Origin of the sequence: Streptomyces sp. NPDC020917 (assembly GCF_044333795.1) — a bacterium.
GTDB lineage: Bacteria > Actinomycetota > Actinomycetes > Streptomycetales > Streptomycetaceae > Actinacidiphila.
In genome coordinates, this window is the sequence record NZ_JBIRRR010000001.1 from 163629 (window position 1) to 175552 (window position 11924).

10 protein-coding genes and 1 pseudogene are annotated in these 11924 nt (G+C 67.6%); all 11 read left to right on the forward strand.

Annotation, left to right across the window (positions count from 1 at the left end):
• Nucleotide 1: 1 nt before the first annotated feature.
• The 11 genes and pseudogenes from ACH4TG_RS00645 (at nucleotide 2) to ACH4TG_RS00695 (ending at nucleotide 11797) form a co-directional block, all read left to right on the forward strand.
• Nucleotides 2–610, forward strand: coding sequence for a hypothetical protein (locus ACH4TG_RS00645; protein ID WP_398239365.1), 609 nt, complete (start codon nucleotides 2–4; stop codon nucleotides 608–610).
• Between the two features lie 256 nt (nucleotides 611–866).
• Nucleotides 867–1712, forward strand: coding sequence for a DegV family protein (locus tag ACH4TG_RS00650; protein WP_398239366.1), 846 nt, complete (start codon nucleotides 867–869; stop codon nucleotides 1710–1712).
• A gap of 150 nt (nucleotides 1713–1862) precedes the next feature.
• Nucleotides 1863–2744: a helix-hairpin-helix domain-containing protein gene (locus tag ACH4TG_RS00655; protein WP_398239368.1), complete on the forward strand. Its 882-nt coding sequence runs from the start codon at nucleotides 1863–1865 to the stop codon at nucleotides 2742–2744.
• Nucleotides 2745–4000: 1256 nt separating this feature from the next.
• Nucleotides 4001–4456: pseudogene (locus ACH4TG_RS00660) on the forward strand (ComEC/Rec2 family competence protein); the annotation flags it as partial.
• 65 nt (nucleotides 4457–4521) lie between these two features.
• The gene (locus ACH4TG_RS00665) at nucleotides 4522–6039 is read left to right on the forward strand and encodes a recombinase family protein (protein ID WP_398239369.1); all 1518 of its coding nucleotides are present in this window, start codon (nucleotides 4522–4524) and stop codon (nucleotides 6037–6039) included.
• Nucleotides 6036–6737 carry a hypothetical protein gene (locus tag ACH4TG_RS00670; protein ID WP_398239371.1) on the forward strand — a complete coding sequence of 234 codons (702 nt, stop codon included), beginning with the start codon at nucleotides 6036–6038 and terminating at the stop codon, nucleotides 6735–6737. Before ACH4TG_RS00665 ends, ACH4TG_RS00670 begins: the two co-directional genes overlap by 4 nt.
• 1236 nt (nucleotides 6738–7973) lie before the next feature.
• Nucleotides 7974–8516, forward strand: a complete 543-nt coding sequence (locus tag ACH4TG_RS00675) for a hypothetical protein (protein ID WP_398239373.1) — start codon at nucleotides 7974–7976, stop codon at nucleotides 8514–8516.
• Nucleotides 8517–8827: 311 nt separating this feature from the next.
• Nucleotides 8828–9085, forward strand: coding sequence for a hypothetical protein (locus tag ACH4TG_RS00680; protein WP_398239375.1), 258 nt, complete (start codon nucleotides 8828–8830; stop codon nucleotides 9083–9085).
• A 407-nt stretch (nucleotides 9086–9492) separates the two neighbouring features.
• Entirely contained in the window at nucleotides 9493–10842 is a 1350-nt protein-coding gene (locus ACH4TG_RS00685; protein ID WP_398239376.1) for a phage major capsid protein, read from the forward strand.
• Between the two features lie 85 nt (nucleotides 10843–10927).
• On the forward strand, nucleotides 10928–11278 hold the full coding sequence (locus ACH4TG_RS00690; RefSeq protein WP_398240433.1) for an HNH endonuclease: 351 nt from the start codon (nucleotides 10928–10930) through the stop codon (nucleotides 11276–11278).
• 162 nt (nucleotides 11279–11440) lie between these two features.
• Nucleotides 11441–11797, forward strand: a complete 357-nt coding sequence (locus ACH4TG_RS00695; protein WP_398239377.1) for a hypothetical protein — start codon at nucleotides 11441–11443, stop codon at nucleotides 11795–11797.
• Nucleotides 11798–11924 lie beyond the last annotated feature (127 nt).

Genomic DNA, 11924 nt, shown 5'->3' on the forward strand with positions numbered 1-11924 from the left:
GGTGGAGACCGTAGGGATCATCGCCTTCCTGTTCTTTCTGATCTTCGCGACGCTGGCGACCGTGGCGACGGTCCGCACTGTGCGTGCGGTCAAGCGCCAGGTCGTCAAGGGCACCGCCCAGGCCCGGAGGGTCGTCGAGGACAACCGGATCAGAGCCCGCCGCTACACCGTGCCCGGCACCGGCGGGGAGCTTGCCCGGCTCCGGCTGGAGCTGCGCACCTCCCTCGACAGCACCTACCGCGCTTTGGAGTCCGGCCGCGCCGCCGACGCCTCGCTCTCCGAGGCAGCGGCCCTACTCGCCCGCCTGGACGGCCACGCCCGCGAGCTGGACGCCGAACTCAAGTCGCTGGAGCGCGAACCCGACCGCGGCCGGATCGCCGAACGCCTCCCGCAGCTCGCCGAACGCACCCATCGGATCACCCACTCCGCGGACACCCTGCGGTGGGCCGCCCAGGACCGCGCCCGCCACTTCGCCGACGACGACCTGGCCGCCCTCGGCCGCGACATCGCCACGGAGGCCGGCGCCCTGCGCCACTGGGAGAAGGCGGAGGAGAAGCCGGAGAAGCCGGACCGGTGGGGGCAGCCCCGGCTGGGCACGTCGGGGGAGTGAGGGACCCTGCGGGGTGCGGGCCTGCCGGGGTGCGGGCCGCTGGGTCGTGCGGGCCAGGAGGATGCCGTGTGGCGGGGCGCGGTGCGGCGGACGCGGCGCAGAAACGGTTCGCCTGGCGCGCGGCGTGACGGAGCGGAACCGCTCCGTGGCGAACGCCCGGACGGGGAGCCCCTGGAGAGGGCACTGCCGCACGCCGCTTGCGCTGCGTAGCGGAGCCCAACTGTCCTCGCGTCCTGTGCCCCGGTAATCTCCGGGCATGCCCCCGCACGTCGCCATCGTCACGGACTCCACCGCGTATCTGGGCCAGGAGGCCCTCACGAGGTACGGCATCGCGGTGGTCCCGCTCACCGTGGTGATCGGCGACGAGGCCTTCGAGGAGGGCACCGAGATCTCCGCGCCGGCCGTGGCGCGGGCCCTTCAGCGGCGCGAACCCGTCACGACCTCCCGCCCGGCGCCCGCCGAGTTCGCGGCGGCGTACGCGGCGGCCGCCGCCTCCGGCGCCGACGCGATCGTCTCGCTGCACCTGTCCGCCGACTTCTCCGGGACGTACGACGCGGCGCGGGTGGCCGCCAAGGACGCACCGGTGCCGGTGCAGGTGGTCGACACCGGCATGGTCGCGATGGCCCTCGGGTACACCGTGCTGGCCGCGGCCGGGGCGGCGGAGGGCGGTGCGACCCCCGACGAGGTGGTGGCCGCGGCCGAGAAGCGCGCCGCCGACACCTCCGCCTACTTCTACGTGGACACCCTCGACTACCTGCGGCGCGGCGGACGGATCGGCGCGGCCCAGGCGCTGCTGGGATCCGCGCTCGCCGTGAAGCCGCTGCTGCGGCTGGCCGACGGCCGCATCGGGCTGCTGGAGAAGGTGCGGACCGCCTCGAAGGCGATCAGCCGCCTGGAGGAGATCGTGGTCGAGCGGGCCGGCACCCGCCGCGTCGCGCTGGCCGTGCACCACCTGGCCGCCGCGGACCGCGCGGCGGTGCTCGCGGACCGGCTGCGCGAGCGGGTGCCGGGGCTGGACGGGCTGGTGGTCAGCGAGGTGGGCGCGGTGATCGGCGCGCACGCCGGGCCGGGGCTGCTCGGGGTCGTGGTCTCGCCGCACTAGGGGCTGTGCGGGCGGCCCGGCGGCCGGTCTCAGGGGCCGGGGCGGTGGCCGTCACCCACACGAGTGCCGGAGTTTTCCACAAGTGGCTGGTTGTCCACAGAAAACAACCAAGATCATCTTTGGTTCGTGGTCCGGTCCAGCATCGGGTGCATGAACGGACAGAGCGTCATCGACCGGCGTGACAGGACGACTTCAGGGCATCGGCAGGGGCTGGACCGCGCCGCACTGACGCGGGAGCGCGCGGCCGCGCTGTTCGGGCGGCCGCGGCTCGCGGGGGAGGGGCCACCCGGCCCGGCCGGGGGCGAGTATGCCGGGTTCGCGCGGGCCGAACCAGGGCGGGCCGAACCTGGGCCGGCAGAGCCGCGGTTGGCCGAACCGCTGCCCGGGGTGCCGGTGTTCGGGGAGGGGCCGGTCGGCCGGCTGCGGGCATGGCTGTTCGTGCGGTGCGGGCTGGAGTTCAGGACCGTGGTGGCGCTGGCGGTGGTGCTGGTGGTCGCCGTCGGCCTCGCCGTCCAGCACTACTGGGCGGGCCGGCCGCACGCCGTGCGGGTCCCCCCGCCCGCTCCGACAGCGGCCCTGCCCCGGCTTGCCACGCCCCGGCCGGCCGCGCCACCCCAGCTCACCGTCGACGTCGCCGGCAAGGTCGCCAAGCCGGGCCTGCGGCTGCTGCCCAAGGGCTCACGCGTCGCGGACGCCCTCACCGCCGCGGGCGGGCCGCTGCCCGGCGCGGACACCACCACGCTCAACCTGGCCCGCCCCCTCACCGACGGCGAGCAGATCCTGGTCGGCATCCCCGCTCCCGCCGCAGCCGCCGCCCCCGGTGACCCGGCCGCCGCCGCCACCCCGCTCAGCCTCAACTCCGCCACCCCCGCCCAACTCGACGCCCTCCCAGGCGTGGGCCCCGTCCTCGCCCAGCACATCATCGACTTCCGCACCCAGCACGGCGGCTTCACCTCCCTCCAGCAGCTCCACCAGATCCCCGGCATCGGCCCCCGCAAATTCACCACCCTCCAGCCCCTGGTCCACCCATGACTCCCCCTTACGGCGCGCCCCGGCCGGCCGTGGGTGCGTTAGGCACTCAGCCGGAGCCCGAGCCCTCGGGGAGCCCCGGCCCCCACGGCGGGTCGTCCCGCGACGGCGGAGGCGGGGCAGGCGCGGGGGAGCCCACCCGCGGCTCGCGGACTCCGGCCGGGGCGGCCCGCACCAGGGGCGCCGGGAACGGCGCGCCGCCCAGCCACGATGGCGAACGCGGGGCAGGCGCGGGGGAGCCCACTGGCGGCTCGCGGACTCCGGACGGGGCCGCACCCCGCAGGGGCGCGGGGAACGGCGCGCCCGGCCACGATGGCGGGTCGTCCCGGCACGGTGAATCTTGGGCAGGCGCGGGGGTGCCCACTGGCGGCTCGCGGGCTCAGGACGGGGCGGCCCCCACCAGGGGCGTGGGGAACTGCGCGCCCGGCCAGAACGGTGGGTCGTCCCGCCACGGCGAAATCGGGGCAGGTGCGGGGGAGCCCCCGCCGGGGTCGCCTCACTTGGACAGGGCTGGGCCCAGCAGGCCCGCGCCCAGCCAGGACGGCAGGTCGTCCCGTCACGGCGAAGCCCGCGCACTCGCCGGGGACCCCGGCGGAACGGCAACCCTTTTGCGGAGGTCAGCGCCGAGCGACCGAGCCGCGGTCCACGCGAAAGCCGCCTCGCCGCTGGGTGCGGCGGACCCGCGTCAGGAGGGCCCGCCCGACCTCCGCATGGTCGGCCCCGCCCTGGCGGCCTGGGCGGCCGCCGCCCTCACCCCGTCGACGGGCCCCGGCCGGGCCCTCGGGGTGGTCGCTGCCGCGCTGGCGATCTTCCTGGGGCTGGGTCTGGTCCGTCGCAGGCCCGGACTGGCGCTGGCCGCCGTCGCCTCCGCCCTGTGCGCGGCAGCAGCCGTGGCGAGCACGGTGCTGGCCGCCGCCGACCTCCACCGCGGCCCGATCCCCGGGCTGGCGAAGGCCAGAGCCACCGCCGAGGTGACGTTGCGGGTGACCGGCGACCCGTTCCGGGCGCGCGCCGCACCGGGCACGGTGGTCGTCCCGGCCGTCGCCGAGGAGGTGGCCGCACCCGGCGCGGACGCGGGTGACACCGCCCGAGGGACCGGGGTCACCCGCGTCCGCACACCGGTGGTGGTGATGGCCGGCGCCTCCGCCGAGCAGTGGCTGCGGCTGATCCCGTCGACGCGGGTGAGGCTCACGGCCCGGCTCGCCCCACCGGATGTGCTGCGCGCGCTGGGCCCACCCCGCGTCGTCACCGGCGCGAGCATGCCGCAGCGGACCGCCGCCGCGCTGCGCGCCGGGCTGCGCGAGGCCGCCGCGCCGCTGCCCGCGGACGCCCGGGCGCTGCTCCCGGGGCTGGTGGTCGGCGACACCTCGGCGATCCCCGCGGACCTGACGGCCGCGTTCAAGGCCACGGACCTGTCGCACCTGACGGCCGTGTCGGGCGCGAACCTGACGATCGTGCTGTGCCTGCTCATCGGCCCGCCTGGTCTCGCGATCCGGGCCGAACGCCGTGGCGCAGCAGCGAAGTTGGGGATCCCGTTGCGCTGGACGGCGTGGGCGGGAGGCGCCCTGACGGTGGCCTTCGTGCTGGTGTGCCGGCCGAGTCCGAGCGTGCTGCGGTCCGCGGTGTGCGGCCTGATCACGCTGCTGGCCATCGGCACGGGCCGGCGCCGCTCGCTGCTGCCCGCGCTGGCGACGGCCGTCCTGCTGCTGGTGCTCCACGAACCGGACATAGCACAACCGACACCCTGGCAACGGGGTATCTTCCCTGGTAGGAGGGTCGCATGGGCAGTCCAGAAGTTGACCTGTTGGTCCGCAAGAGCAAGGTGGTTCGCGAAGGAGAGCACGCGCTATCGCTGCGTGCCCAAGAGGATCGCGGACGCCGCTGGGCCGACGAAAACGGCTACACGGTGCGCAAGGTCTGGCGCGAAAACCTCAGCGCGTACAGCGACATCGAACGGCCGAAGTACGACGCCGCGATGAAGGCAGTTCTCGACGGAGAAGTTCCCGCGCTGTGGTGCTTCGCTCTCGACCGATTCACCCGCAAGGGGATCGAAGCTATCGGGCCGATTCTTGGGCGCGCCCGTGTCGTCTTCGACTACGAAGGACTAGACAGCGCGAATGAGCGCGATAGGCGCTGGATCATTCAGCGGGCCGAAGATGCGCGAGAGTTCTCCCAGCGGCTCAGCCACAACATCAACGTGACGAAGTCGAGGCAGCGCAGCGAGGGACGTTGGCTTGGGCGTCCGCCGTTTGGGCTCACAGCGGACCCGAAGACGCGCAAGCTCGCACCCGACACAGTTCGCGTCAAGGGAAAGGACTACTCGCCGTGGGACGTTGTCTGTCGAATCTTCGCCGCTGTGGCTGGTGGTCTCGCTGCACGCGCACTTGCCCGGCAACTCAACAGCGAGGGAAAAAAGAGCGCGACCGGGAAAGACTGGCGCGCTGACGCAATCCGCCTCATCATTATCCACCCCGTGTACGAGGGGTATATGACGGCTTCTCCAGTCGGCAGAGTCGCAGTTCGCGTCACAGACGATCGCGGGAACTTCGTTCGCTGCGTTGAGGACGACGTGTTGCCACAGATGATTCCCGCTGAACTAGCGGAGCGCGCACGGCGGGTTCTCAGCGGACACCAGATCATCGAAAACGCTCCGCGACCGGGGCGCGCAACTCACTGGCTTACGGGGCGGCTTCGCTGTGTCTCGTGTAAGCGCACCATGACCGTCGTTGGGAAGTCCTACACCTGTCAGACGCACACGCACGGCGGGGTGTGTGACAGCCCGGCAATTGCCAGCAGGGAAGCCCTTGAGCGGTATTTGTCCCACCGTTGGCTAGCGAAAGTGGGCAACGCCGACCCAGAAGACCCGTTGATGGCCGTCGTCGCGGAACGCTGGACAGCACTCACACGGCCTGCCGAGACTGCCGAAGTGGCGGAGGCACGTGCAGCGTTGAAAGCCGCCGAGAAGGCGCTAGAAGCGTTCCACGCAGACGATCGGGCAGGCTTTTACACCGGACGGAGCGCCAAGTATCGGCTACCCGCCAAAGAGCAGGCAGAGACACGCCTTACAGCGGCAGAAGAGCGGCTATCTGCGCTGTCCCCGCAGACCATCGACATTACGTTTCTGCTGGAAGATCGCGCGCCCGACTTCTGGGAGAACTCAGACGACGCGTTGAAGCGTGACCTCTTCGGCCTGGCGGTTGATGTCGTCTACGTGACAAAGGCTCCGCACAGGGGCGCCAAGTTCGACGGTTTCGCGCGCTGTGACATCAACTGGGCCGACGTGGAGGGGGAGGAATGATCACGCCCGAGATGATCAGCGACGCAAAGAGCGGTAACGCTAACGCCCTTCTCGCTGAGATGGAGCCTCGCATTCAGCGGGCAGTGCGGAAGTTCGGCCCCGACGCCCCCGATCTGGCGCAAGAGGCCCGCGTAGCCGTATGGGAGTCAATTGGCGTACTGCGCAGCGAGGAACCCGCACCGTGCGCCGCCTACCTGGGAATCATCATTGATTCCGCTGTTCGGACAAGCCGGCTCAACGCCCGGGGGGTCGGAATCGGCGTCGCCCACATCTTCAGCCGGGCGCTGGCCCAAAGCGAAGGGGACGTAGACGCAGCTTTCGAGCTTTCGCAGCGTAAGGACGTGTTCGGCGAAAAGCGACTGTCGCGTAATGCCGCAGAGGACGCCCGGGAGGCTTGGCGCTGGACCACAAGCCTTGATACGCCGTTCGGCGAAAGGGAATCGACGCTGTACGACGTTCTTCCGATGGGCGCCCACCGGGAAACGCCCGAAAATCAACATGCAATCGAGCAGGTCAAGAGAACGCTGCTGAACCTCGGCCCATCCAAGCGCAAAATCCTCATCCTGGCCTATGGACTGGGCGGGAACGCTCCCCTCAGCGATGAAGAAATCGCCCAGCGGATGGGTACCAGGGTTCGGACCGTACAGAACGAGCGAGCGCGGGCGAAGCGACAGTTCGCTATGTACTTCCGGCCCTAGGCGCTACACGCTACAGCGAAGGGGATCGGCGGGCACACCGCTGGTCCCCTTTTGCATGGGCGGAGCCCCTGTACGGGCCTCTGCGGGGCTTGGACCCTAGTCCCGATGCCTGGGGTGTCAGCGCGGGCACCACAGGCGCTCAGGCGGGCACACAGGGCGTTCGCCCCTCAGCGGCAGTGCGCGGCGGGCAGGTGTGACAAATTTTCTGACACTTACCCATTGCTCTTATACGTGTAAGCGCTAAGGGGCAGTGTCAACATTTTTGACACACGGGAATTGTCCCAGGTCAGACGGGGTTTTCGGTCCGTGGCCGCGCCAATGTATGCCAAAAATGGGCTACGCGATCACGTGACCTGGGCCACATTCGCTACTTTCCGTGCCAGCGCGACAGCGGAATGGAACCTGTCGAGCGCCCACCTCAAGGTGAATCGGAGGGGTGATGAGCGACGGGCGCTAGGGGCAGTACAGCGACGGACAGCGCCCACCCCACTGTAAGTACAGAAGTAACAGCGCCCAACCCTATTCGCTGGGTGAGGGGCGCATGTCGCACTTACTGAAGTTAGTGGCGGGGGTTAACCCGCTGGCACGTCCGGCGCCGGGCTCCAAACCATGGCGCTGATGATCACCATTCTTGCGCGGGGCAACCCGCCTACGCGCATTGGGCCGCATCGGCCGAGCTTGAGCAGAGTAGTACCCAGGACTGGAGCCCCTTGGGTACTGCAACGCTCGCTCGGTCGGTGCGGCCCTTTTTCGTTTTCCGAAAGGGCTCCAACCCATGTCATATCAAGCTGCCCATGCCGCTGTCCGCCAGCTTTACGGGCCAGCCACAGAGCACGCATGTACACACTGCTACGCGACCGCCTCCGACTGGGCCTATGACCACCGCGACCCGAACGAGCAGCGGGGCAAAGACGGTCCGTATAGCACCGACCCTAGGCACTACACAGCCTTGTGCCGCTCTTGCCACTCCCGCTTTGATTGTGGGGCGGCAACGCGTGAGGCGATTGAAGCGGCCCGTGCCCGCTGGACGGCCGAAGAGCTTTACCACATGGAATCTCTTCGCTTCTACGCCCGTGCCCGCCGGCTTGGTACCCAAGAGCCCCGGATCCGCTATTCCGATCCAGACCGGTGCACCATTTGTGGCAGCGCTCTTGAGCGAAAGCTGCGTGGCCGAAAGCGCCATTTCTGCGGCAAGCGATGCGGCCATACCTCGTGGCGTGAGCGTCGGGGGCAGCGATGATGGATGTCCTTGCCGAACTGACGCAGTTTTGCGGCGCTGACGGCTTCAGCGTCCGTGGAGCAGCCATTCCAGCATCGCCCCTTGCCGCTGACCGAACCTACGGCCTTGATCCCGCTGTTGACCGTGAGCGCTACGCCAGAATTCCCGGCGGCTACCGGTTGCGAGGGTTCTACCCCGATCCGATGGATAACCCGGGGACGAAGCCGGGGCGTTCCGCCGACATTGTCGGGCCGCTTGGCATTCAGCCCGTGGTGAGCAACTACACCGAGGCGCAACGGGCTAGCGCCATTACAGCGATGTTGGAGCGCTACGCGTCTGCGGACGAAGTCCTCTACGACGGCCCGAATGGCCGACTTGAGCGCCATGGGCCATTGCACGTGATGGTGCGCAACTGCCGGAACTGTGGCCAAAACTACACCCGCTGGCGCTTTGCATCTCAACGCAGGAAATGGGGCTGGTCGTGCTCCGCTGAATGCCAGCGAGATGCCAAGCGGCGCGCCGACCGGGAGCGAATTCGGGCAAAGCGAGGAAAGGACTAGACCAATTCCCCATCACCCAGACGATGTCGATCTGGTTCACGACTGGTTCTCTAATCGGACCACCCGCAGCGAGAAAGGCCGGGGCGCCCCGCTGCCCACAGTCCTAAACGTGTGCCGGGGCTGGTGTAGGGCTAACCACGGTTCCGTGCCGCAATCGGCAGTAATTGAGGCGTACATAGCCGCCGCAGGCTTCACCGTGGACGACAGCGGACACATTAGCGGCCTGGCGCTGCGACCGAAGCAAACGCCAAAAATGGCGGTTGCCCCCACCCACAGAAAGGGCGGCACTAGCCGTGCCTACACCCAATGATGTGCGCGTTCAGCGCACCTATCCCGACCCCAATGCGCCCGAGGTACCGCCACGACTGAATAAGCGGGTCGATTCTCTCGTCAAGGAAATGCTGACGCTCGTTGAGCGCGACGGACCTATGCCCGATGGTCAGCCACACCCCCTGTTGCCCTATATCACTGCGCTGGTTGGCGCTGGGGCTGAGCTGCGGCGGTTTGGCCTTGAGCGTAGCCGCAACTACACCGAGCAGCGAAAGGAGGCGCGAAGCGCCAATGACTGATGAGCAGGTAGAGACCCTGGTCGAACTACTGGTTGACCGAGGGTATTGCAACGAGACGGAGGCCCGTGCGGTGGCCGCTGAGGTTGCCCCGCGTGCGAACACCGGCAATTCCGCCCGGGCTGCCGTCCATGCCGCTGGAAAGTGGGAGCGACGTTGAGTAAGCGAGACATCATCAATGATCTTGTGCCCCGTCTCGACGCTGCCCGCGCAGAGATCGATGAATTCACCTCACTCCGCGCTGTCCGCAAGCTCGATTCAGCGGAAGAGCGTAGTTGGCGCCGTGCAACAGAGCTTGCGCTAGCCCTTGAGGACCGAATCAGTGAGCTTGAGGCGGAGATTTCCGCCGATGTGGCTGCTGCGGAGCTTCAGCGAAAGTACGCGCCCCCGAAGGGATGGTTTGTGTCTCAGTGAGCTACACGATTGAGGAACTTAAGCAATTCCGCCGGGATGCGTCCGACGTAGTCGTCCGGCTGGCCGAAACCGCAATACGCGAACGTCGGCGTCACACTCCCGCTGAGGCAAGCGAACAGCGCAGGGCCGAAGACGATGTAAAGGCGTATGACGACCAAATCGCGAGGCTGCGCCGTGCGGCTATCGCAGACAACACCGAAGTAAGGAACAACATGACCGGATACACTCCCCGCGCTGTCGTCACCCGTGATGAGGCCATTTACCGACCGGATCAGCGGCGTAGCTGGCTGCGTGATGTCGGTCTGGCCACAAAGAACAACCCGGAGGCAATTGAGGCGCTCCGGCGGAACAATCAGATTGCCGCCGACGATGCCCGTGCGGCTGGTGTCAGCGAGAAGCGGGCCATTTCCACTACCGATGGAGCCGGCGGCGAGTTTGTTCCTCCACTGTGGGCCACTGACCAGTGGATTGCGAAGGCGCGTCCGCGTCGTGTATTCGCTGATCTGATTGGCGCCGACGACCTTCCGCCCGGTACCGACACCATCAACATCCCGAAGGTGAATCAGGGCACGGCCGTTGCCATTCAGGGAACCCAGAACACCGCGATCAATGTCCAGGACATGACGACTACCTCAGTGTCCGCCCCGGTCGTCACGGTCGCTGGCGGGCAGGTTCTGTCCCTTCAGCTCGTTGAGCAGTCTCCGATCAATGTGGATGCCCTCATCCTGGGGGATCTTTCTGCCGACTACGCGAAGCAGCTCAATACCCTGCTGTGGAGCGGTTCGGGCACTGGTGGAAACCCGATGGGTGTGCTGACGCTCAGCGGGACGAACAGTGTTGCGTGGACGGGCACTGCGCTTACCGGCACCAATTCGCTCTACACGGCGATTGCCTCCGCTGCGGGCAAGATCATGACCTCTCGGTTCGAAGCGCCCAGCGCGATCTTTATGCACCCGCGACGCTTTGTCTGGATGCTCGCACAGCAGGACACCGGTGGTCGCCCGGTTATCGTGCCCAGCGTGAATGGCCCGACCAATGCCGCTGGTGTTCTCGGTCAGCTCAATGCACAGGGTCCGGTGGGGTCCATTCTCGGTCTTGACATCTACCTCGATGCGACTATCCCGGTGAATGCCGGGGCGGGCACGAATGAGGACCGGATCATCGTTTGCAACACCGATGACCTGGAACTGTGGGAGTCCCACGTTCGGCTCGAAGCCTTTCAGCAGACCTATGCCAGCCAGCTTTCGACGTTCGTCCGCTGCTACAACTATGCCGCCTTCCAGCCTGCCCGGTATCCCGAGTCGATCTCGGTTATCAGCGGCACGGGCCTGGACCAGGTTATCTAAGGGCTGACGCCTGTAGTAGTCACGGTGGGCCGCAGTAGGTTTCACAGCCTCGCTGCCCACCGTGGCCGCCAGAGAGGCAGTACGTATGTCTAACAGGCGTCAACGTCCTTGCTTGGGTTGTGCCCGGCTCACTCGTAATCCGTCTCGCTGCGACAACTGCACGGCTATTGCCGAGAGACAGCGGAGCCAGCGGCGAGGCAAGACCACAGCGCGTGGCTACGGCTATGCGTGGCAGCACTTGCGTGCGAGGCTCATTGCTGAGCACGTGGCGATACACGGGCAATGGTGTCCGGGGTTCGAGCGAGAGGCGCACACAGCGGAGCGGCTGAGTGTTGACCACATTGTTCCGCGCACTGCTGGTGGTACCGACGACAGGGAGAACTTGCAAGTTCTCTGTCTGAGCTGCAACAGCAGGAAGCGTGATCGGACTGTTTAGCCACAGCTACCGCCCGCATTCCCGCTGGCTATCTCGGTGACGCAGCGTGCATACCCCGGGGTAGTGCAATCTTCCGGCGCATGGGCGTTCTAGATCCAGGCCCCGTGGCTGTGCACGAAAACTAACCCGTGAAACGAACGAAAAGTGAGGTTGGCCGCTGAAATGGCTACCGAGAGCTACGACGAACAGGTTTCGCGCCTCGGTGAGAGCGCCCGGGGCATCTGGCAGCGAGTGACCGAAGACTACGAACTAGCACCGCATGAGCTGCGTTTGCTGCTGGAAGTCTGCCGTTGCGCCGACACGCTTGACGCACTGGCCGCCGACATTGAAGAGCGCGGCGTGATGCTCGAACGCAAGGTCAACCCCGCTGTAGTCGAGTCCCGCCAGATGTCCATCGCGTTCGCACGGCTGGTAAGCGCGCTTGCCCTGCCGGAACTCGATGAAGACGCCGCACCGAAGTATGTACGAACGGGGACCCGGGGTCCGTACAGGCTCATTGGAGGGGCTAAGAATGGCTAAGGCGCGAGGCACACAACGGAATGCCGATCTTCTGACGCGTACGGAGTCCTGGTGGCGGGAGATCCGCCCATATGGCCATTTCGCGGAGCGCTATGCGCAACTGCCCATGTTCGGGGTTGCCCCGCTG

Excerpts from the sequence above, each read along its gene's own strand:
- ACH4TG_RS00650 (WP_398239366.1), top strand. The coding sequence starts at position 867 with ATGCCCCCGCACGTCGCCATCGTCACGGACTCCACCGCGTATCTGGGC.
- ACH4TG_RS00655 (WP_398239368.1), top strand. The coding sequence starts at position 1,863 with ATGAACGGACAGAGCGTCATCGACCGGCGTGACAGGACGACTTCAGGG.
- ACH4TG_RS00665 (WP_398239369.1), top strand. The coding sequence starts at position 4,522 with ATGGGCAGTCCAGAAGTTGACCTGTTGGTCCGCAAGAGCAAGGTGGTT.
- ACH4TG_RS00670 (WP_398239371.1), top strand. The coding sequence starts at position 6,036 with ATGATCACGCCCGAGATGATCAGCGACGCAAAGAGCGGTAACGCTAAC.
- ACH4TG_RS00675 (WP_398239373.1), top strand. The coding sequence starts at position 7,974 with ATGATGGATGTCCTTGCCGAACTGACGCAGTTTTGCGGCGCTGACGGC.
- ACH4TG_RS00690 (WP_398240433.1), top strand. The coding sequence starts at position 10,928 with ATGTCTAACAGGCGTCAACGTCCTTGCTTGGGTTGTGCCCGGCTCACT.
- ACH4TG_RS00695 (WP_398239377.1), top strand. The coding sequence starts at position 11,441 with ATGGCTACCGAGAGCTACGACGAACAGGTTTCGCGCCTCGGTGAGAGC.